Below are 20484 nucleotides of genomic sequence, written 5' to 3'. Positions count from 1 at the left end.
CCGGAGCGGTCGGCAGGCCGGTCGGCGTAGCCACGCCAAGATCGCAGCGGCCACGCGAAGGTGTCAATCCCCGAACGGCCGTGCGCGTTTCTGGAACAGGCTTTCGGTACACAATGGCTGACAGCGGTAGATCCAGCCGAAGGGCCCGTCGTGTGCACTGCGTTCGTCAGCATAGATCCGAGCTCTCCCACGCCGGTCGTCGTCCTCTCCGTACGGGACGAGTACGCCGGCCGGGACTGGCTCCCGCCGGACCGGCACTGGGCGTCGCGGCCCGCCCTGGTCGGTGGCCGGGACCTGGCGGCGGGCGGCACCTGGCTGGCGCTGGATCCGGGCGGCGCCGGTGAGCCGCCCAGGATGGCCTGCCTCCTCAACGGCTTCGGTCCGCCGGCCGCCCCGGCGGTGCGCCTGTCGCGCGGGGACCTGCCGCTGATGGCCGCGACCGACGGCGGCCTCGACCTCGACCTCCTCGATCCGCAGCGGTACGACCCGTTCCACCTCGTCCGCGCCCAGGCCGGAGAGGTCAGCGTGCTGAGCTGGTCCGGGCACGAGCTGGCGGAGCGGCTGCTGCCGCCCGGACTGCACGTCGTGGTCAACGACGGGCCGGAGGGCAGGGCTGCCAACCGTACGGCCTCGCAGCGGGCCGGCCGGATGATGGCCGCCCGGATCGCGCACTTCCGTCCCCTCCTGGCGGCCGCCGCGCGCCCGGAGCCGACCGCGGGCCCGGCCGACGCGCCGACCGGTGAGGCGTGGGGCCAGTGGCTGCCGATCGCCGCCGGTGACGGACTGGACCTCGACGACCCGGCCGCCCTGATCCAGCGCCGCGACTTCGGCGACGGGCGGATCTGGGGCAGCACGTCCGTCTCGCTGGTCGCGCTCGGGCCCGCCGAAGCCCGGTACGACTTCAACTCGGTACCGGGCAGCGGTGCCTGGCACCGGATCGGCCTGGGTCCCCGGACGCCGTCCACCCGGCCGGCCGAGGTCCCGACGGCCTGACGGCCGCCCGGTCCGCGCCCCCGGCCTCAGCTCCGGGCCCGCCGGAAGGCGAACCAGATGACCACGGCGCCGAGGCCGCCCACGATCGCGCCGACCACCGAGGTCACGTGCATGGCGTGCAGGAAGCTCTGGTCGGCCGCGTCAACCAGCTGCGGGAGGCCGACCTTCCCGGCGACCTGGCGGGTCGCCTCGGCGGACTCCTTCGCCACCGCTGCCACCGGGGCGGGGAGCGCCGACAGTTTGGGTGCCACGTCGGCGCTGTAGGTGCTGCTCAGCAGCGAGCCCAGGACCGCGACGCCGAGCACCCCGCCGATCTGCCGCATGGAGTTGTTGACCGCCGATCCGGCACCGGTGCGGTCCGGCGGCAGCACCGACATGACCGCCTCCGTGGTCGGCGCGACGGCGGCGCCCATCGCCAGCCCCTGCACCAGCAGCAGCAGCCAGAACCACGCCATCGCGGTGTGCAGCCCCAGCCCCAGGTAGGCGAGGAAGGTCACCGCCGCGACGAACATCGCCGCCGCCACCACCGGGCCGACTCCCAGCTTGCGGACCAGCGGCGCCGAGAGGGGCGCACCCAGCAGCACGCCGACGGCCACCGGGACCAGGTTGAGGCCGGCTTCGAAGGGGGTCTGCGACAGCGCCCCCTGCAGGTAGAAGGAGGTGTAGAACATCGAGCCGCTGAGGCTGAAGAAGGTGAGCATCACCGCCACACTGGCGCCCGCGAACTTGCTGCTGCCGAACAGCCGGACGTCGAAGCTCGGGTTCTCCACCCGGAGTTCGACCCGGACGAAGACGGCCAGGACGACCAGGCCGCCGATGATCGTGCCGAGCACCACCGGGCTGGTCCAGTCGCTGCGGTGGCCGCCCTCGATGATGCCGTAGACGACGGCCAGCAGACCGACGGTGGACAGCAGCACGCCGAGCGGGTCGAGCTTGACCCGGTGCGCGGTCCGGGCCGCCGGGAGCAGGAACAGTGCGCCGACCAGGGCGATGCCGACCAGCGGCAGGTTCACCAGGAAGACCGAACCCCACCAGAACCGTTCCAGCAGCGCACCGCCGACCAGCGGACCGGCGGCGATCGCCAGGCCGCTGGCACCGGACCAGATCGCGATCGCCAGCGGACGCTCCCGCTCGTCGAAGACCACCGCGAGCAGGGACAGCGTGGCCGGCATGATCAGCGCACTGCCGATGCCCATCGCACCGCGGGCGGTGATCAGTTGGGGCGCGGTGGTCGACAGCCCGGCCCAGAGCGAGGCGGCGGCGAAGACCACCATGCCGGTCAGCAGCAGCCTGCGGTGGCCGTAGCGGTCGCCGAGCGCGCCACCGGTGAACAGCATCACGGCGAAGATCAGGGTGTAGGAACTGATGCTCCACTGGAGCTGGTTGGTGGTGGCGCCGATCCCCTCGTCCGGTGAGGCCAGGGTGTTCAGGGCCACGTTCAGGATGGTGTTGTCCAGCCAGACGGTCAGCTGGGCGAGGATCAGGACGCCGAGCGCGAACCACCGCCGGAGCCCCGGCGGGGCCGGGTCCTTCACCGCGCCCTGTTCCGACTCGTGCCCGGCGAGCTGCTGAACCATGGGAGTACCTCTCGGAATCGGTTCGCGGACCCGCCGCGCCGCGACCAATCGTCCTCATGCTGCCGATCGCCGGTCAACGAATCCCGGTTGCTTGGCAGTTACCTGCCACTTCGGTGGCCGTCGGCCTACTGCCGGACGGCCTGCTCCGCCAGCTCGCGGAGGGTGTGCAGCTGACGCGACATCATCAGCAGGTCGCCCCAGGGCATCGTCCGGTCCCGGATCGACCCGATCAGCCCGGTGCCGTGGCGCACCCGCATCTTGACCACCAGCCTGGTGTGACCGGCGGCGTCCCCCGACACGGTGTAGCTGAGCGCGTAGTCGCCGAACAGCCGTCGCGCCCAGGGGGTCTCCATCACCATGGTGAGATGGCGGCCCGGCTCGAAGCAGGTGAGCTCGAAGATGGTCATGACCCGCTGCCCGCACTCCAGCGAGTCCGCCCCGGGCGTCAGCTCCCTGGGGCTGCGCCGGCCGAAGTTGTCGAGGCCGTCGTAGCTGTACGGCGCGACCTTCAGCTGGCACAGCCAGCGGAAGACGGTGTCCGGATCGGCCCGTACCGTGACGGCCCGGAACCACTCCTCGACCGGCCCGGCCAGCAGGCCGTCGCAGGGGTAGTCGGCTGCCAGCTCCTCGGGGCGAGCGCCCCAGACCCGTGGGTTCTGCATCGCGGCCGCTACCCCAACGCCCGCTTGAGGAAGTCGAGTACGGCGCTGCGGTACTCCTCCGGGGCGGTCTTCATCCCCTGCAGGTGCTCCGTCCCCGGGAGCACCCGCACCTCGGCCCCGGGGTAGCGGTCGGCGAGCGCGCGGACCCCCTCCACCGGGATGATGCTGTCGCTGTCGCCCGCCAGCATCAGCACCGGTGTCCGCAGATAGGCGTCCTCGGCCGGTGGTGGCCACTCGGCGTGCAGCATCGCCGTGCCGATCGAGCCGAACACCCGGCCCAGCAGCCCCAGTGACGGCTCGGTCCGCAGCGGAGCCGGCACCGGGACCCCCTTGGCCAGGACGAAGTTGCGGAACAGCGGCGGCAGTTCGAGCGCCGGCCCGCTGTCGCAGATGATCGCGTCCACCGCGCAGTCCGGGCGCCGGAGCAGGTAGAGCGACGGGAAGGTGGAGAACGAGAACCCGAAGACCGCGAACCTGGCGTCGGCGTACCCGGCCTCGCGGCGCAGGTGCTCCAGCACCGCCGCCACGTCGTCGGTGTGCCGCCGGCTCAGGCCCCAGGAGGCCCGGTCCGTGCCGCTGCGCCCGTGGTTGCGGTGGTCGAACATGGCCACCGTGTAGCCGGCTTCGTGCAGGAACTGCGCCTGGGCCAGGCTCGCCGACTTGCTCAGGCCGATACCGTGCCCGACCACCACCACCCGGTCCGAGCCGCCGGGGCAGAGCCAGACGTGCAGGCTCCGCCCCCGGCCGGCCGGGCTGCCGTCCAGCGGGATCAGCAACTCCTCGGCGTCGAGGCCGAACTGCTCGGGAGTCCGGTGGTGCGGGCGGCGCGGCGGATGGAAGACGAGGTACGAGAGGAAGGCCGCGTACAGCGGGACCACCGGGACGGCCAGCGCGGCGAGGGCCCTGGTCAGCGGAGTCACCCGACGTGGGCGGGACGCGGGCGGCGCCCCCGCCGTCCCGCCGGGGTCCACCGAGTCCTGCGCTCCAGCGTCCATCTGAGTCCTCCCCCGGTCACGGTGACATGTCCCCCGACCTCATTATGCATACGGCACAGTCAAGTTGGGCGTCAGCCGCAACCTCCGGCGTGCCCCAGGTCGCCGCCCGGCGCGGCCGTGGGCCCGGCCTCCGGCAGCGCGGCGGCGGGCTGCCTTGGGGCCGCCGCCGCAGCGCCGTCGAGGGCGGCGGCGAAGGCGGGCAGCCGGTCGACGCCCCAGTACTTGTCGTAGCGGTCGACGAAGAACGGCACTCCGAAGACGCCGTCCCGGTCCACCGCGAGCAGCGCCTGCACGCCGCGGGCCCGCAGCTGCGGGTCGTCGGCCGCCGAGGCCAGCCGCCCGCCCGGCAGGCCGAGCCCGGCGGCCAGCTCTGCGATCACCGACCGGTCGCAGATGTCCCGGCCCTCCTCCCACCGGGCCCGGTAGGCGGCCGCGACGAACTCCGCGCCTCGGCCCGCGTCGAGGGCCGCCAGATAGGCCAGGTGCGGAACCTCCCAGCAGGGTTCGTGGTCGATCGGCCAGGCCATCGTGAGCCCTCGCTCGCCCGCGAGCCGGCGTACGTCCTGGAGGATGTAGAGGTGCTTGGCCCGCGACATCGCCACGTACGGGAAGCTGCCGCCGGCCTCCGCCAGCGCCTTGGCGCTCTGCTCGTCCGGCTCGAAGAACGGCCGCCACTCCAACCGGCCGACCAGGTCGCCGTACCGGTCCAGGAGGTCGCGGTAGGCGAGCCAGGAGTACGGGCTGCGCAGCGAGAAGTAGAAGCGCGGCGGGACGTGGCGCGACCTGCCGCGCTTCGCCCCGGACGCGGCGGACCCGGACGGCGCGGCGGAGTCGGCGAAGTCGGCGGAGTCGGCGGGCCCGGACGGCGCGGGGGACTCAGACAACGATGCCCCCGTCGACCTGGAAGACCGCTCCCGTCACGTACTCGGCGCCGACCAGGAACGACACCATGTCCGCGACCTCCTCGGGCCGGCCGAGCCGGCGGAGCGGGACGCTCCGCACCGCCTGCTCCCTGACCTTGTCCGAGAGGCCGGAGGTCATGTCGGTCTCGATGAAGCCGGGGGCCACCACATTGGCCCGGATGCCGTACTGGCCGACCTCCTTGGCCAGCGCCTTGGTGAAGCCGATGATGCCGGCCTTGGAGGCGGAGTAGTTGCTCTGGGTCGGGTTGCCGTAGACCCCGGCCACCGAGGAGATGTTCACGATGCAGCCGGACTTGCGCTTCATCATCTCGAAGACCACCGAGCGGCAGACGTGGTAGGTGCCGTCCAGGTTGGTGTCCAGCACCTGGTGCCAGTCCTCGTCCTTCATCAACAGCAGCGGCTGGTCGCGGACGATCCCGGCGGAGGTGACCACGGTGTCGATGGCACCGAGCCGGTCCTCGGTGGCCGCGACGAGCGCGCGGACCGAGGACGCGTCGGCGACGTCGGCCTGCAGGCCGACCACCCGGACGCCGAGTTCGGCCACCTCCTTCTCCAGCTCCTGTGCGGCGTCCGGTCGTGAGCGGTAGCAGAACGCCACGTCGTGGCCGTCCCGTGCGAGGCGCAGCACGGTGGCCCGGCCGATTCCCCGGGAGCCTCCGGTGACCAGCGCCACCTTGCCTGTTGTGGCCGACATCTGTCCTTCTCCTCAGTTGGTGGCGACGGCTCGGTCGGTGTCGACGGCGTGATCGGCGGCGCCGGCGTGGTCCGCTGCGCTCTCGTGGCCGGCGGTGCTCGTGTGGTCCGCGGCGGCCTCGGTGAGCTCGGTGGCCGGGCGCATGGCCATCACCACCCGTCCCACCTCCAGGACCGGTTCGCCGTCCACCAGGGCTTCGCCTTCGAAGATCACGGTGTCGCTGAGCGCCCGGACCAGCCGGATCCGGTGCTCCAGGACGTCCCCGGGCAGGACCGGGCGGTGGAAGACCACCTCCGAGATGCTGCCGAAGAGCATCACCTGCCCGGCCAGGACGTCGGGGTTGGGGGTGTCCCAGGCCGCCAGCACGCCGGCCGCCTGGCACCAGGACTCGACCAGCAGCACCGGCGGGTAGGCGTGCTGCTCGTCGGTCGCCTCCGCCGTGAGCTCCTGGTACCAGGGCTCGTTGGCGGTGACGGCCTTGCGGGCGGTCAGCCGCTCGCCGGGGACCAGCTCGTCGACACGGTCGACCAGCAGCATCGGGTAGCGGTGCGGCAGGATCCGCTTGATCCCGCTGATGGTGATCACTGGGCACTCCCTTCGGCGAAGCGGAGCCGGACCGCCGCGGCCCGGCCGCGTCCGGTGCCGGCGGTGGCCTTGCAGCGCCAGCTGTCGCCCTTGCGCTGCCAGTCCAGCTCGACCACCAGCTGGTCGCCGGGGAAGACCGGGCTGAGGAAGCGGGTGGACTCGATCGCCTCCAGCCGCAGGCCCGGGGCCGGTGCGGTGGCCAGGGCCCCGAGGTGGACGTACTCCACCACGCAGACCCCGGGGAAGATCGGGAAGCCCGGGTAGTGGCCGGGGAAGACCTGCTCCCCCGGCTCGACCGTCACCTCGACGGCGACCAGGTCGGGGCCGTTCGCCAGCACCTTCGGCGTGCCCTGGACAGGTCCGGCCGCGCGGACGGGCATCAGGCCGCGTCCTGCAGCTTGGCCGCCAGCAGGTCGTACGCCTTCTGCAGGCAGGTGACCTCCTTCAGCTCGGACTCGCCGAGCTTGACCGAGTACTTCTTCTCCAGCACGACCATGACCTCCAGGGCCATCAGCGAGTCGACCCCGAGGTTCTCCACGAAGTCGGCCTCGTCGGTCAGTTCGGCCTCGTCCACGTCGAGGACGTCGGCGACGGTGCGGCGCAGGTCTTCCTTGTCCAGGGCGATGGCTGCGGTCTCGGACATGTTCTCTCCCGTTGGGTGGGTGTTCGGTGGGTGGTCAGGGGCGCAGTGCGCGCAGGTCCTGCGGGGTGTTCAGGGACACGGCCGGGGTCGGCCGGCTGATCCGGCGGGCCATTCCGGCCAGGGTCCGGCCGGGGCCGAGCTCGACCAGGCGGCCGCAGCCCAGCGGGCCGGTCAGTGCCCGGACGCTCTGCTCCCAGCGGACCGGGCTGACCAACTGGTCGAGCAGCAGCCCGGGCCAGCGGTCGGCGGCGGTGTGCGCGGCGGCGTCCACGTTCGCCACCACGGGCCGGTGCCCGTCGGCGAAGGGGACCCCGGCCAGGGCGGGTCTCAGCTGCTCGGCGGCCGGGGCCATCAGCGGGCTGTGGAAGGCCCCGCCGACCGGGATCGAGACCGCCTTGACGCCGGGGGCCTCGACCAGGCCGGTGGCGTGGCCCAGACCGGCCGCGGTACCCGAGATCACCACCTGGCCGGGCGCGTTGAGGTTGGCGACCCAGACCTCCTGGCCGGCCGCCCTGGCCTCCTCGACGGCCTTGAGGACGGTCTCCGCCTCGACGCCGAGCAGGACGCACATACTGCCCTCGCGGAGCGCCGCGGCCGCCCGCATCGCCCGGCCCCGGACGGCGACCAGCCCCGCCGCGTCCCGGTAGGACAGTGCGCCCGCCGCGACCAGCGCGGTGTACTCGCCGAGGCTGTGCCCGGCGAAGAAGGCGGGCGGCTCCTCGTCGAGGCCGAGCCCGACGTACTCCCGGTGGGCCAGTACGGAGAGGCTGAAGACGGCGATCTGGGCCAGGTCGGTGCGGCGCAGCGACTCGTCGTCCGTCCTGAGCAGCAGCTCCTCGACGTCGGTGCCGGTCAGTTCGGACAGCTCCGGCACCAGCGACCAGCTGTCGGTGTCGCGCCAGGGTTCGCCCATGCCCGCGCGTTGGGTGCCCTGCCCGGGGAAGAGCAGCGCCGTCGTGGTGGTCCCTGGGGTCATGATCGGTCTCCTCTCGTCGGCGTCGGTGTCGGTGTCGGTGTCGGGTCGGCCGGCCCGGCCGGGGCCCGGCACGGTCAGCACAGTCGCAGTGCGGCGCAGCCCACCACGCCGTCGCGGTCGATGGAGGTGATCAGGGCGGTCCCGCCCGCGGCGTCCGGCTGCCCCTCGGCGGCGGCCAGCACGGCGGCGATCTGGAACGCCGCGGCGGCGGCGTTGGTGTCCCCGATCAGCTCGGCGCACCGGACCCGCTCCGGCCGGTGGCCGCCGAACACCTCCGCCAGCGCGTCCCGTTCGGCCGTCGCGGCGTCCTGTCCGGCGTGCGAGTCGGCGAGGTAGCGCAGTTCGTCCGGCTGCAGGCCGGTCCGTGCCAGCAGCCGCCGGACGCAGTCGACGAGTACGGCGTACTCCGTGCCGGGCTCGTGGTAGACGCCGAACTCCAGGCCGAGCACCTCGGCCAGGCCGGGCCGCCCGTGCTCGGCGGAGACCTCGTCCGACTCCAGGAGCAGGACGGCGGCGCCCTCGCCGAGGACCGCCTCGGTGCGGCCCCGGGTGTGCCACTCCAGCCAGGACCTGGCCGCGGAGAACTCCTCGACCGCGCCGAACAGCACGGTCCCGGCGTGCCCCGACTTCTTCAGCCGCATCGCGTAGTTGAGGGCGAGCAGGCCGGAGGCCCGGCCGCCCGCGATGGTGGTGTTGGGGCCCTTGAGCCGGTGCCAGATCGCGGACTGGCCGGCCGCGCAGTTCATCACGGTGTTGGGGAACCGCGCCGGGTCGACGAAGAACGGCTTCTCCTGGACCAGTGAGTCCCGGGTGAAGTCCATGATGCTCTGGGCGCTTCCGGTGTTGGTCCCCAGCACCAGGGCCGCGTCCTCGCCCACGCCCGGGATGCGTTCGCCCCGGGGGTCCTGGAGCAGCCGGCCGACGGCGGCGACCGCGAGTCCGGTCGCCCGGTCCATCGACCGGGTGCCCTTGCGGCCCAGTACCTCGCGGTTGCTGAACCCCGGTACCAGGCAGGCCCGTGCTACCGGCACCTGCCAGGACCCGGGGTCGAGCGGGAGGTCGGCGGCACGGCCCGAGCGCAGTCCGGAGGCGAAGCCTGCGGTGTCCATCCCGAACGGGGAGACCACCGACCAGGCGGAGATCAGGGGGCCGCGCACGGCGGCGGAGGTTTCCATCGGGCTTGCTCCTTCGAGAAGTTCGGGATCCGGCGGATCACAGGAAGTAGACGCCGCGGTACGAGGACCAGTCCGGCAGCGGGTCGGCGGGCCCGGCTCTGCGGACGCCGGGCCGGAGCCAGTGGGGGCCGGTCTCGAAGGCGGCAAGGTCCACCTCCTCGGCCCAGACCGTCGCCCCGTGGTCCAGCAGGCTCTGCACCGAGTCCCGTGGCGCGGGCAGGGTTTCGAGCTTCCGGCTGCCGACCGTCACGGCCGGTGCCGGACCGGCGCCGGCCGCCGCGTAGGTGACCGCCAGCCCGCGCAGCAGGATGTCCGTGCCGCCCTGCTGCCGGTTCAGCTCCCGGGCGAGGTAGAGCACGTCGGCGAACTGGGTCTCCAGCGCGCCCCGGTAGGCCCGCTCGATGATCAGCAGCCTTCTCCGGTCGTCGGCCATGGTCAGCACACCCCCAGGAACAGCGCGTTGTCGACGGCGTCCAGGTGCTCGGTGAACTTGAACGGCGGTCGGAGCCTGATCTGCGCGATGTGCGGCTGGGATCCCCGCTCCTCGGTGCAGAACCGGCAGGAGTACCAGGTGAGCTGCTCGGGGAAGGTGTCCAGCAGCTCCTTGGCCAGGGTCGCGCTGGAGGGGTAGTCGTACTCCCAGTTCTCCAGGTTGCGCGGCTTCGAGGGGCCGAGGGACTGCTTGGTGAGTCCGGTGGCGTGGCCGCAGGTCCAGATCTGGACGGTGGCGCCGCGCTCCAGCAGCGCCTGGGCGAGCCGGACGGCACTGGTGACCGTGTCGTTGATGTGCGGACCGCCCATCACGGCCAGGAGCACGTCCGCCCGGGGGAGTTGTCGTCCCATCTCAGTGCCACACCCCCCGGACCCCGGGTTCGAGCAGTTTCGCGGCCACCCGGTCCATGTCCACCAGCTGTGCTCCGGGCAGGAGCCGGTCCGGGCCGAGCGCCCGGTGGTCCAGCGAGAAGGCGTCCACCCAGAGCTGTCCGCCGAGCTCCAGCAGCTCGTCCAGGACGGGCGCGCCGCCGGTGAGCGCAGCCGTCACGCCGTTCTCGACCAGGAACAGCGAGACCGGGTGGCCGCTCTCGCGCAGCCGTACCGCGTCGGCGACGAAGCGGTCGGCGCCGGGACCGCCCCAGGGGCCCTGGGACTCGATCAGCAGGTACTCATCCATGGACGGCTGTCCTCCTCCGCTCGGGGCCGGGGGTGGCGAAGGACCGGGTCAGGAAGGTGAGCAGGCGCTCCCGGTACTCCTCCCGGTCGAAGCGAATCGCGTTCATGTGCATGGCGTTGGGCGCCGTCCAGCGCTCGGCGTCCGGGTAGCGGTCCGCCACCGGGGCGATCCGGGACTCGGGGACGACCGTGTCCTGGCCCCCGGCGACGAACATCAGCCGGGTCGGTACCCGGCCGAGGTCCGGCGGCCAGTCGGGCGCGGCCAGCATGCGTCCGCAGATCGCGCTGAAGCCGGCGCGGTACACCGCGAAGCCCGGTCCCGCGCGGAGCGGCTCGGGCAGCGTCGACCTGCGCAGCCCGGCGTAGTGGGCCAGCCCCGCCCGGATGTCGGCCATCGGGCCGCTGTCGCAGACCACCGCCGCCACCCGGTCGTCGAGCCGCTTCAGCACGCTGAGGGCCACCCAGGTGGAGAACGAGAAGGCGTACACCGCGATCTCGCCGCCGCCGAGCTCCGGGTCGGCGCGGACCCAGCGCAGCACGTCCGCGAGGTCCCCGGTGAACCGGTCCGCCATCCTCAGCCAGCGCCGGTCCCGGCCGCTCTCCCCGTGGTTGCGCAGGTCGTACGCGACCACGTGCCAGCCGGCCCGGTGCAGCAGCTCGATGTGCCCCAGGGTGCTGGACTTGGTGCGCCCCATGCCGTGGCAGAGCACCACGGTGTGCGGCCCTCGGCCCGGCACCACCCAGCCGTGCAGCGGGATCCGGTCGCGGGTGGTGGTGAGGACGAACTCGCGCAGCGGCAGGCCCTTGTTCAGCGGGGTGCGGCCGGGCTTGGCGGTCGGCGGGTGGTACAGCTCGAAGGCGTGCCGGGCGGCCAGACCGACCGCGCTCAGCACGGCGTGGGGCACGCGCAGCGGGCCGGGCAGCCGGCGGGCGGGGTCGCCCGGCGGCCGGTCGGTGGGGACGGTGGCGGGCATCAGGTGGTCAGCGCCTCTCCGCCGTCGACGCCGATGATGTTCCCGGTGATCCACGAGGAGGAGGCGCGTGACAGCAGCACCACCGCCTCGGCGACGTCCTCGGGCCTGGTCAGCCGCCGGTGCGGGTTGTTGCGGGTGGCGAGCTCGACCAGCGTCCGGTGCTCGGGGATCCGTTCCAGCGACGGCGTGACGGTCACCCCGGCCCGCAGCGAGTTGACCGCGACCCGGCTGGGCGCCAACTCCACCGCCAGCTGCCGGACGTGCGACTCCAGTGCGCACTTGGCGGCCGAGACCGCACCGTAGTTGGCACTGATCCGCTGGTCCCCGGCGCTGGTCATGGCGAAGATGTTGGATCCCTCGCCGAGCAGTCCGGCGCGGTGCAGGTCCTGGGTCCAGTAGACCAGCGAGTGCGCCATCACGTTGAGGGTCATGTCCATCTGACGGTTCGTCATGGCCGGTCCGCCGTCGGCCGGGAGGTACGGCAGCAGGGTGCCGAAGGCGAGCGAGTGCAGCAGGATCTTCAGCGGCCTGCCGCCGGTCAGCTCGGCGAACCGCGGGACCAGCTCGGCCCGGGTGGCCGCGGCGGCGGCGTTGGCGTTGAAGAAGTGCACCGCCGCACCCGTCGCCCGCAGCTCCTCGACGGTCGCGGCGGTCTTCTCCTGCCCCTCGGCGGTGTCGAAGTGCACGCCCAGGACGTTGACCCCTTCCAGTGCCAGGGCCCTGGCGTTCGCCAGCCCGATCCCGCTGGAGGCCCCGAGAATCAGGCTCCAGGTCCCCTCAAGTGACGTCGTCATGAACTCTCTCTCCTCGTTCGCGGGCGGTCCGTCGGCCCGGCGGGCGGTCTCGGTGCCGGTAGCCGGTGCCGGTAGCCGGTGCCTGTGCCGGTGTCAGCCGGCCCGGCGGGCGGCTGTCGGGGTGAGCAGGGCGAGGGCCAGGTTCCCCTCCCGGGCCGCGGTGACGACCAGCACCGGTCCCGGCAGCTCGGCCAGCGCCCCGGCGACCTGGAGCAGCGGTTCCAGCGATCCCGCACCGGCCGCCACCTGGCCCGCCCCCGGGCCCAGGGCGGTGGCCACCGCGGCGGCCACCGGCGAGTCGTCGAGCACGGCGACCACCCGGCCGCCGGCGCCGGTGAACCGGCCGAGTCCCCCCGGAGCGCCCAGTCCGGCCAGGGCCCGGTCGATCAGGGCCCCGGCCCGCTCGGGCCCCTGCGGCGACGCCGCGCCGTCGGGTGCCAGGAAGAAGCTGCGCACCCGGCAGCGGCCGTAGCCGCGCCCGCCCCTGGTCCGCAGGTCCGCCGCCGGTTCCAGGACCAGGGCGACGGCTCCGCGCTCGCCCGCGGCCGCCCCCGGGTGGGCGGGCGGCAGCGCCTCCTCGGTGGCACCGGCCAGCAGCCAGGACGCCCGGCCCGCCGACACCGACCTGGCCCCCGCCTCCAGCGCCTCGAGACCGGCCACCCGGGGCGAGGTGAGGGTGAGGTTGAACGCCTTGAGCGCGTGTTCGGTGGCCAGCCGGCTGCCGAACAGGTTGATCGAGAAGTACGGCGCCGTGGCGGGGCTCAGCGCGTTCGCGCCCTCGGCGATCACCGTGTGGTCCATCGACTCGTGCAGGGCCACGGCCGCGCTGTTGGTGCCGACCGCCGCACCGCGCCGCTGCTCGTCGGCCAGGTCCCCGTCCCGGCGGACCTCCCCGGCGTCGGCGAGCGCCTGCCTGGTCGCCGCCAGGAAGTACTGGGTGGCACCGGGCAGGTACTTGTAGCCGCGCGGGCCGAGCCGCTCGCGGTGGTCGAACCAGTCCTCGGGCCCCTGCGGGCGGGGCCCGCGGACCGCCGCCACCGGCGCGTCCGCCCACGGGGTGACCACCCCGATGCCCGAGACCACCAGGTCCACCGGGGACGTGAAGCTCTGCGACGCGGTCATACCCCGGCCTCCTGCAGGACGAGCGATACGTTGTTGCCGCCGAAGGCGTACGCGTTGACCAGGGCGAACCGTCCGGCCAGGGGCTGCGCCGCGGTCGGCAGGAAGACCTTGCACTCCGGGTCCTGCTCGCCGGTGACGGCGTTCGGCGGGACGGTCCTGCGGTAGAGGATCTGCGCCGCCGCCACGGTGGCGAGCGCGGCGGCGGCGCCGCCGGTGTGCCCCAGCAGGGCCTTGAGGCTGTAGAGCGGCACCCGGTCGGGCCCGGCGTCGAGCACCGCGTTGAGCACCTGGCTCTCCACCGTGTCGTTCAGCTCGGTCCCGGTGCCGTGCGGCACCACACAGCCGACCTCGTCGCGCCCGGCCCCGGCCTCGGCCAGCGCCTGCCGCATCGCCCGGGTGATCTGGACCCCGGTCGGCTCGGGGGCCGTCGCGTGGTGGGCGTCGCAGCTCCAGCCGATGCCCGCCAGCCTGGCGTACGTGCGGGGGGCGTGCCGGGCCCGCGCGTGGGCGGCGGACTCCAGGACCATCATCCCGGCGCCCTCGCCGAACAGGGTCCCCCTGCGGTGCCGGTCGAAGGGCCGGCACCGCTCGGGGTCGATCGCGCCGAGCCGGTTGAAGCAGGCCAGCGCGACCCGCGAGTACGCCTCGGCGCCACCGGCCACCACCACGTCGGCCTCGCCCGAGCGGATCAGGTCGGCGGCCAGCGAGAGCCCGAAGCCGCTGGCCGCACAGGCGTTGCTGACACTGGAGTTGGCGCCCTCGGCGCCGAACCAGGAGCCGACCGCCGAGGCCACCGAGAACACCGGCGACCACGGGCCCGAGCCGGGCCGGCCGGCCGTCCGCCACTCCTCGTGCAGCCCGGAGTCGCCCATCCCGGTGCCGATCACCACCGCGACCCGGTGCGGCGGCACGTCGCCGAGGCCCGCGTCGGCCACCGCCTGGGCGGCCGCCGCGACGGCGAGCCGCGAGCCCCGGCCCAGCACCAGGTCGCCGTAGCGCTCGGGCCCCGGGGGCAGGTCCGCCTCGGGCACCGCGTACATCAGCGGCAGGTCCATCCGCGCGTCCGGGTCGGGGACCCGCGACGGGGCGCTCTGCGCGGCACTCAGGCCCTGCCAGAAGGCGTCGAGTCCGCTGCCCAGGTGGGAGATCACACCCAGGCCGGTGATCAGCACGTCGTTCATCGGGTCCCCCTCCGGTCCGGTCGGTCTCAGTGCGCGGCGGGCTCGCCGTTGAACGCGCGCACCACCCGGTCGTCGAAGGTGACCAGGCTCCAGTCGCGCCGGTTCTCGAACACCGCGTAGCCGTGGGTGATCCGGCCGGTGGCGGTCTGCACCAGGCGGCCGTCCCGGACCACGTAGAAGTCGGTCCTGGCGGTGTAGGTGAAGTCCTTGAAGACCTCCTCCACCGTGAACACGGTGTACAGGTCCTCCTCCATCAGCGCCTCGTCGAGGAACTGGATCCGGGAGTGCGGCACCACCGGGATCCACTTCCGGTCGTCCAGCAGCGTCTTGATCGAGATGCCCCGGTCGGCCAGGAAGAGGTCGACGACCTCCTCGACCTGCCGCAGGTACCCCGACAGCGCCAGCCGCTCGTTGAAGTGGCAGTACGGGTAGGGGATCCGCCACTTCCAGCCGAAGGCGTTCGACCCGGCCAGCAGCAGGGCCAGCACCGGGTCCGCGCCGGAGGTGCCCCGGCCCTCGGAGAGCGCGGTGTTGGCGGCCACCGCGACCTCGGCGCCGTGGTGCTCGCCCGGCTCGGTGAGGGCTCCGATCCGCTCCACGGTGAAGCGCGCCAGCTCGGCGGGCACCGCCGCCCGCTCCAGGTAACCGTCCACCCGCAGCGCCACCTTGGCCTTGGCGGTGACGGCCTTCAGCTCCTTGCCGTCGCGCTCGACGTACAGGACGACGGTGAAGCCGAGCAGCTGTCCCGCGTCCGGGGCCTTCGGGACCACCACGGCCCGGGCCACGTCGTCCTGGTGGAAGGCGTGCAGGATCCTGGTGTCGAGGTCGACCACGTCGAGGCCGAGCCCGTACTCCTCGAACAGCAGGCGGCTACCCAGGCCGGCGGCCCGGAAGTGCTCCAGGATCGCCTCCTCCACCAGGTAGTTCACGTGCTTGAAGCCGATCCAGGTGTTGATGTTGGAGCCCTCGTAGCGCGGCCGCAGCTGCACGCTGGTCTCGGTCTCCACGAGCGCCTTGACGGCCTCGGCGGTCACTGCGGGCATCAGAACTGCTCCCTTGCATGCTGGTTGGGTGTCGGGCGCCCGCCGCCCCGACCCGGTCGGGTCCGGGTCGCGGCAGCGGTGAGAAAGCTGTCGGTCAGCGCGGCGAACTCGGCGGCGCGCTCGATCATGGCGAAGTGGCCGCAGTCGCCGAGGATCTTCACGGTGGCGTCCGGGAGTGCCGCGCCCAGCGCCTCGCTGTCGGCGGGGAAGGCCGCGAAGTCGTCCGCCCCGCCGATCACCAGGCAGGGCCCGGCGAGGCGTCGGGTGTCCAGGTACGGCGTCCGCAGATAGGTGTCGAAGAAGCCGGTCCACCCGTAGGGGCCGATCCGCTCCCGCACCTTGAGTGCCATCTCCTGGCGGAGCTCGCCGACGATCCGGCCGCCGGAGCGCACCCGCAGGCCGTCGGCCAGGATCCGGTCGAACCCGTTCAGGTAGTAGGAGATCGTCTCCCAGTCGAACTGCCCGGGGTCGGCCCGGTAGAACGGCGAGACCAGGACGACCCCGCGCAGCCCGTGCCAGGTGAACGCGTCCACCCCGGCCGGCGCCAGGTCGGCCGCCGGCACGCCCTGCCCGTCGAGCAGGGCGAGCAGCGCGGCGGCGCCGAAGGAGTGCGCCACCACCACGTCCGGACCGCCGGGCACCCGGGCCATCGCCTGCGCGGTCCAGTGCGCCGGCGACTGCCGCGGCCAGTCCGGCACCGCCTCGGCGCGCCACGGCAGTTCGGCGGCCCACAGCTCGTGGCCGTGGTCGGCCAGGCCCAGGTAGTCGTCCCAGACGTTGGCGCCGCCGGCCAGTCCGTGCAGCAGCAGCACCCGCAGGGGTGCGGGGCCGCGCCCGGCCCGCCGCAGCCGCACCGTCACCGGGGCGGGGCCGGCGGTCATCCGGCGGCCCCGGCCGGGGCGAGCAGGAACCCGGCGACCGCGTCGTCCCGGTCGGTGCCGGCGGTGACCAGCACCGGGCGCCGCCCGTCCGCCCCGTTCGCGGCGAACCAGCCGGTGGCGGCGGCGCACTGGAGCACCCCGAGGGCGCCCGAGGACGCGCCGAACACCTCGCTGAGGTCGCTGCGCGGTACGTCGGCGGCGAGCCGGCCGCTCGGTGGCCCGCCCTCCGGGACGAACCAGGCGGCGGGCGCCTCGCCGGACCCGTCGAGCAGGCGGTCCAGGCAGTCGTCCACCCCGGCCGCCCTGGTGTACCGGCCGAGGACGGCGGTGCCGACGGCGCCGCGTGCCCCGGCGGCCTCGGCCCGCTCCAGCACCAGGGCCACCGCGCCGTCCAGGAGTTGGTCCTCCGGCCGGCCCGACAGGCCGCTGACCCAGCGGTTGCTGGTCTCCACCCCGATCACCAGGATCCGGTCGGCGCGACCGGCCGCGACCATGGCCGCGCCCCAGTACACCGCGTCCAGGCCGGAGGTGGCGCCGTTGCAGACCATCAGGTTCGGCCCGCGCAGCCCGTACCTGATCGCCACCGAGGAGGCGATCACATTGCTGGAGGCGTTCGGCAGGCCCATCGGGCTGATGCCGTTGACGCCGAGCTCCCCGATCTCGTCCGCGACACCGCAGACGGTGTCCAGATTGCCCAGGTTGGAGCTCACCACCACGCCCACCGAGCCACCGGGGACGGTGAGTTCGTCCTCCAGCAGCCCGGCCGCGCGCAGCCCGTCCCGGGCGGCGCAGAGCGCGAGCTGGGAGGCCCGGTCCTTGTACCGCAGTCCGCGCCTGCCGAGCACGGCCGCCGGGTCCACCGCGGGCGAGCCCGCGGTCGGCGCGGACCGCAGCAGGTCCGTCGGCCGGCTCGCGCCCGGGAGCGCGAGTCCGACCCCGGTCACCAGGATTCCCGCTGGGTTCACTGGTCCGCCCTCTCCACCACGGCGACCGCGTTGACGCCGCCGAATCCGAACGCGTCCACCTGGGCGAGCCTCAGCTCGGCCAGGGCCGAAGTGCCCTGCACGAAGCGGAAGTCCGCGGCCTCGGCCACCGGGGTCCGCAGACCGACCGTCGGCGGCACCCGGCCGGACTCCAGCGAGCGCAGCGCGACGATCAGGCTCAGCAGCCCCGAGCCGCCGGAGGTGTGCCCGGTCATCGACTTCACCGCGGTCATCAGCGGGCTGCCCGTGTGCGGGCCGAAGACCCGGCCGATCGCCGTGGCCTCGGCCTCGTCGTTGAGCAGCGTCCCGGTGCCGTGCAGCAGGACCAGGTCGATGTCCTCGGGCTTGACGCCCGCGAGCCGGTGCGCGCCCCGGACCGCCTCTGCGACGCCGTCCGGGTCGGGCGCGGTCACGTGGTAGGCGTCGCAGTTGACGTGCACCGAACGCAGCCGGCCGCGGACCCGGCCACCGGACCCGGCGCCGTCCCGGCGCAGGACCACCGCGGCGGCCCCGTCGCCCATCAGGACGCCCTTGCGGTCGCGGTCGAACGGCCGCACCCGGTCCGGCGGTTCCATGTGCACCCGGTCGAGCAGGCCGTACATGCTCTCGGTGAGCGTGTCGACCCCGGCGACGATGACCGTGTCCGCGCCGTGGGCCGCCAGCAGGTCGCTGCCCATCGCCAGGGCGTAGAGCGAGGCCGAACAGGCGTTGGAGAAGGTGTACGTGCGCACCGCACCGAAGCGCGCCCGCAGCGCCGTCCCGAAGTGCAGTGCGGCGAGGTCGAATTCGGCCCCGTCCCGCCACTTCAGCTCGGCCGAGCGCAGTTCCCGCAGCCCGGTGCCGATCAGGATCGGCACCTCGGCCAGGTCCTCGCCGAGACCGGCGTCCTCGGCCGCCTCCTCGATCGCCCGGACCAGCCAGCGGGTGGCCCGGCCCGGTACGTCCCCGCCGCCGGCCGGGCGGTCGTCGATCTCGTACGCGTGCTGCGCCCGGAAGCGGCTGCGGTCGAAGCCCCGGAGCCCGGCCCGGCCGGAACGGCCCGCGCACAGCGCGTCGAAGACCTCGTCCACCCCGTCGCCCACACTGGTGACGGCGCCCAGGCCGACCACCGCCTGGCTCAGCGTGCCCGGCTCCACCGGGAGGGCCGCCGTCACTGGCGGGCCGCCTGGTACTTGCCGAAGATCACGACCGAGTTGTTGCCGCCGAACGCCAGGCCGTTGTTCTGCACCACCCGCAGGTCGGCCTCGATGGCCTGGTTCGGCACGCAGTCGACGTTGCACTCGGGGTCCGTCGCCACGTGGTTGATGGTCGGCGGGATGAACCCCTCGGTGATGGCCAGCGCGCAGGCGATGGAGGCCAGCGCGCTCGCGGCGCCCATGCTGTGGCCGATCATCGACTTGATCGAGACGGTCCTGGGGGTCCGGTCGCCGAACACCTGGCGGATCGCCCGCGCCTCGGTGACGTCGTTGGCCTTGGTCCCGGTGCCGTGCGCGGAGATGAAGTCCACCTCCTCGGGCTTCACGCCCGCGCCGTCGAGCGCCCGCTGCATGCACTGCGCCACGCTGTCCTGGTTCGGCGCGACCGGGTGGTACGCATCGCAGTTGAGCCCGTAGCCGAGCACCTCGGCGTAGATGTGCGCACCCCGCGAGAGCGCGGACTCCAGGCTCTCCAGCAGCAGCACCCCGGCTCCCTCACCGGTGAGGATGCCCTTGCGGTCGATGTCGAAGGGCTGGCAGCGCTCGGGGGCGATGGTGCCCAGCCGGTAGAAGCCGGTGAAGGTCTTCCGGCACAGCGCGTCGGCGCCGCCGCAGAGGGCGAACTCCACCTCGCCGGACCGGATGGCGTCGTACCCGTAGCCGATGGCGTAGTTGCCCGCCGCGCACGCGGTAGGCAACGTCACCGCCTCGACCTGGCTGAGCCTGAACTCACGGGCCACGGCGGCGGAGAGCCGGCCGGCCGGTACCCGAGCGGCGACCGTCCGGTCCATCCGCTCGGGGCCCTCCCTGACCTCGGTCTCCACCAGCTGGTCCAGGTCCCGCGACTCGCCGTCGGTGGTGCCGATCGAGATCAGGCAGCGGCGGGTGCGCAGGTCCTCCTCCGCCAGATCGGCGTCGGCGACCGCCATCCGGGAGGCCGCCACCGAGAACTGGCTGGCCCTGCCGAGCTCATCGACGTCGAAGTTCCGGATCCACTCACCCGGCTCGAAGTCGACGATCTCGCAGCCGTTCGCGTGCTCGAAGCCCTCGGTGTCGAACGCGGTGATCGGCTTGGCGGCGCTGCGCCCCGACCGGAGCCCGGCCAGGAACTCGGCGGTCCCGAGACCGATGCTGGAAACCGCGCCGAGCCCGGTTATGACAACCCTGTTTGCCGGTACATCAGACATGTTCACCCCGATATCTGGCGGGCCGGAATCCGGCGGTGGACTAATTCCATCCGGCCGACTCGGCGACCACCTCGTACACGCCGTCGAGATTCACCATCCGGCCGAGCTCGGACTGGTTGATGACGATCCCGAACGTCTTCTCCAGGGAGGCCAGGATCTCGATCGCACGCAGCGAGTCGGCGTCGTGCTCCTCCTTGAAACGGCTGGTCTGCGTCACCTCGTCCGGGTCGATCTCGAGGATGTCGCAGACAATCTCCTTGATGGTCTCCTGGCGTTCTGCGGTGGTGGCCGCCATGGCGGGCCTCGCTCTCTCTCGGACAGCTTGGAGAAGGACCGGTCGACTTGCCGAAGTCCTCCGCGGTGCTCATCACGTTATTCAGACAGGACACGGGAGGACAATCAGTGCGGCAACTTGATGCCAACCACTTCCGGGCTTAACCCGGCGTTCAATTCGGCTGGCAATTTCCTGACAGCCGACGGACGGACGGACGCCCTGACGGGCGGACGGGCGGGCGGGCGGGCTGACGGACGGTGGGACAGCCGGCCCACGGCGGGCTGCACGGCCGCGCGGCTACGCGGCCCGCCGCCAGCTGACCGGCGAGGTGTAGTCGGCCGGCCGCCAGCCGTGCAGCCGCACCACGGCGGTCTGGGCGGCGGCCCGGGCGGCGGCCGCGCGGGCCAGCAGGACGGCGGTGAGGGCGGCGAGTTCCTCGTCGGTGAGGGAGCCGCG

25 protein-coding genes are annotated in these 20484 nt (G+C 73.4%); 1 reads left to right on the top strand and 24 read right to left on the bottom strand.

Translation table 11 applies throughout. From position 1 onward, the window contains the following. Positions 1–150: 150 nt before the first annotated feature. On the top strand, positions 151–993 hold the full coding sequence (locus tag ACFC1R_RS33790) for an NRDE family protein (RefSeq protein WP_375945282.1): 843 nt from the start codon (positions 151–153) through the stop codon (positions 991–993). Positions 994–1019: 26 nt separating this feature from the next. Here the strand turns inward: ACFC1R_RS33790 and ACFC1R_RS33785 are convergent, their stop codons facing one another. From ACFC1R_RS33785 to ACFC1R_RS33670, 24 genes are all read right to left on the bottom strand, one after another. Beyond that, complete coding sequence (locus ACFC1R_RS33785; RefSeq protein ID WP_375945280.1) at positions 1020–2570, bottom strand: DHA2 family efflux MFS transporter permease subunit; 1551 nt, start codon at positions 2568–2570, stop codon at positions 1020–1022. A gap of 125 nt (positions 2571–2695) precedes the next feature. Beyond that, on the bottom strand, positions 2696–3232 hold the full coding sequence (locus ACFC1R_RS33780; protein ID WP_375945278.1) for a hypothetical protein: 537 nt from the start codon (positions 3230–3232) through the stop codon (positions 2696–2698). 8 nt (positions 3233–3240) lie between these two features. Then, complete coding sequence (locus tag ACFC1R_RS33775; protein WP_375945276.1) at positions 3241–4227, bottom strand: alpha/beta hydrolase; 987 nt, start codon at positions 4225–4227, stop codon at positions 3241–3243. A 71-nt stretch (positions 4228–4298) separates the two neighbouring features. Beyond that, positions 4299–4976 carry a 2-hydroxychromene-2-carboxylate isomerase gene (locus ACFC1R_RS33770; RefSeq protein WP_375945311.1) on the bottom strand — a complete coding sequence of 226 codons (678 nt, stop codon included), beginning with the start codon at positions 4974–4976 and terminating at the stop codon, positions 4299–4301. A gap of 127 nt (positions 4977–5103) precedes the next feature. Beyond that, a complete protein-coding gene (gene fabG, locus ACFC1R_RS33765) occupies positions 5104–5844 on the bottom strand; it encodes a 3-oxoacyl-[acyl-carrier-protein] reductase (RefSeq protein ID WP_375945274.1) in 741 nt (246 codons plus the stop codon). 12 nt (positions 5845–5856) lie between these two features. Then, positions 5857–6429 carry a 3-hydroxyacyl-ACP dehydratase FabZ family protein gene (locus tag ACFC1R_RS33760; protein WP_375945272.1) on the bottom strand — a complete coding sequence of 191 codons (573 nt, stop codon included), beginning with the start codon at positions 6427–6429 and terminating at the stop codon, positions 5857–5859. Then, on the bottom strand, positions 6426–6809 hold the full coding sequence (locus ACFC1R_RS33755; RefSeq protein ID WP_375945271.1) for a 3-hydroxyacyl-ACP dehydratase FabZ family protein: 384 nt from the start codon (positions 6807–6809) through the stop codon (positions 6426–6428). The genes ACFC1R_RS33760 and ACFC1R_RS33755 overlap by 4 nt, the downstream gene beginning before the upstream one ends. Beyond that, positions 6809–7072: an acyl carrier protein gene (locus ACFC1R_RS33750; protein ID WP_375945269.1), complete on the bottom strand. Its 264-nt coding sequence runs from the start codon at positions 7070–7072 to the stop codon at positions 6809–6811. The genes ACFC1R_RS33755 and ACFC1R_RS33750 overlap by 1 nt, the downstream gene beginning before the upstream one ends. 34 nt (positions 7073–7106) lie before the next feature. Further along, positions 7107–8048 (bottom strand): ACP S-malonyltransferase, encoded by a 942-nt coding sequence (locus tag ACFC1R_RS33745; RefSeq protein WP_375945267.1) that lies wholly within the window; start codon positions 8046–8048, stop codon positions 7107–7109. Positions 8049–8122: 74 nt separating this feature from the next. Then, on the bottom strand, positions 8123–9223 hold the full coding sequence (locus ACFC1R_RS33740) for a beta-ketoacyl synthase N-terminal-like domain-containing protein (protein ID WP_375945266.1): 1101 nt from the start codon (positions 9221–9223) through the stop codon (positions 8123–8125). 37 nt (positions 9224–9260) lie between these two features. Next, a complete protein-coding gene (locus tag ACFC1R_RS33735) occupies positions 9261–9656 on the bottom strand; it encodes a hypothetical protein (protein ID WP_375945264.1) in 396 nt (131 codons plus the stop codon). A gap of 2 nt (positions 9657–9658) precedes the next feature. Then, positions 9659–10066, bottom strand: coding sequence for a hypothetical protein (locus ACFC1R_RS33730; protein ID WP_375945262.1), 408 nt, complete (start codon positions 10064–10066; stop codon positions 9659–9661). Between the two features lies 1 nt (position 10067). Continuing rightward, positions 10068–10394, bottom strand: a complete 327-nt coding sequence (locus ACFC1R_RS33725; protein WP_375945260.1) for a hypothetical protein — start codon at positions 10392–10394, stop codon at positions 10068–10070. Beyond that, positions 10387–11367, bottom strand: coding sequence for an alpha/beta hydrolase (locus ACFC1R_RS33720; RefSeq protein ID WP_375945258.1), 981 nt, complete (start codon positions 11365–11367; stop codon positions 10387–10389). Before ACFC1R_RS33720 ends, ACFC1R_RS33725 begins: the two co-directional genes overlap by 8 nt. Beyond that, positions 11367–12161, bottom strand: coding sequence for an SDR family oxidoreductase (locus ACFC1R_RS33715; protein WP_375945256.1), 795 nt, complete (start codon positions 12159–12161; stop codon positions 11367–11369). Before ACFC1R_RS33715 ends, ACFC1R_RS33720 begins: the two co-directional genes overlap by 1 nt. A gap of 93 nt (positions 12162–12254) precedes the next feature. Next, entirely contained in the window at positions 12255–13283 is a 1029-nt protein-coding gene (locus tag ACFC1R_RS33710) for a beta-ketoacyl synthase N-terminal-like domain-containing protein (RefSeq protein WP_375945254.1), read from the bottom strand. Then, positions 13280–14464 carry a beta-ketoacyl-[acyl-carrier-protein] synthase family protein gene (locus tag ACFC1R_RS33705; RefSeq protein ID WP_375945252.1) on the bottom strand — a complete coding sequence of 395 codons (1185 nt, stop codon included), beginning with the start codon at positions 14462–14464 and terminating at the stop codon, positions 13280–13282. The genes ACFC1R_RS33710 and ACFC1R_RS33705 overlap by 4 nt, the downstream gene beginning before the upstream one ends. Before the next feature lie 26 nt (positions 14465–14490). Next, the gene (locus ACFC1R_RS33700) at positions 14491–15507 is read right to left on the bottom strand and encodes a thioesterase family protein (RefSeq protein WP_375945250.1); all 1017 of its coding nucleotides are present in this window, start codon (positions 15505–15507) and stop codon (positions 14491–14493) included. Then, positions 15507–16388, bottom strand: a complete 882-nt coding sequence (locus tag ACFC1R_RS33695) for an alpha/beta fold hydrolase (RefSeq protein ID WP_375945248.1) — start codon at positions 16386–16388, stop codon at positions 15507–15509. The genes ACFC1R_RS33700 and ACFC1R_RS33695 overlap by 1 nt, the downstream gene beginning before the upstream one ends. After that, complete coding sequence (locus tag ACFC1R_RS33690; protein WP_375945246.1) at positions 16385–17353, bottom strand: beta-ketoacyl synthase N-terminal-like domain-containing protein; 969 nt, start codon at positions 17351–17353, stop codon at positions 16385–16387. Before ACFC1R_RS33690 ends, ACFC1R_RS33695 begins: the two co-directional genes overlap by 4 nt. After that, on the bottom strand, positions 17350–18492 hold the full coding sequence (locus tag ACFC1R_RS33685) for a beta-ketoacyl synthase N-terminal-like domain-containing protein (protein WP_375945309.1): 1143 nt from the start codon (positions 18490–18492) through the stop codon (positions 17350–17352). Before ACFC1R_RS33685 ends, ACFC1R_RS33690 begins: the two co-directional genes overlap by 4 nt. A 29-nt stretch (positions 18493–18521) precedes the next feature. Next, positions 18522–19754 (bottom strand): beta-ketoacyl-[acyl-carrier-protein] synthase family protein, encoded by a 1233-nt coding sequence (locus tag ACFC1R_RS33680; protein WP_375945244.1) that lies wholly within the window; start codon positions 19752–19754, stop codon positions 18522–18524. Between the two features lie 40 nt (positions 19755–19794). Continuing rightward, entirely contained in the window at positions 19795–20049 is a 255-nt protein-coding gene (locus ACFC1R_RS33675; protein WP_375945242.1) for an acyl carrier protein, read from the bottom strand. A 276-nt stretch (positions 20050–20325) separates the two neighbouring features. Continuing rightward, a partial coding sequence (locus ACFC1R_RS33670) for an acyl-CoA carboxylase epsilon subunit (protein ID WP_375945307.1) occupies positions 20326–20484 on the bottom strand: 159 nt, incomplete at its 5' end.

It is taken from the genome of Kitasatospora sp. NPDC056138 (assembly GCF_042264695.1).
Taxonomy (GTDB): Bacteria; Actinomycetota; Actinomycetes; order Streptomycetales; family Streptomycetaceae; genus Kitasatospora.
The sequence above is the reverse complement of the archived record's forward strand: the minus strand, read 5'-3'. Positions and strand labels throughout refer to the sequence as shown.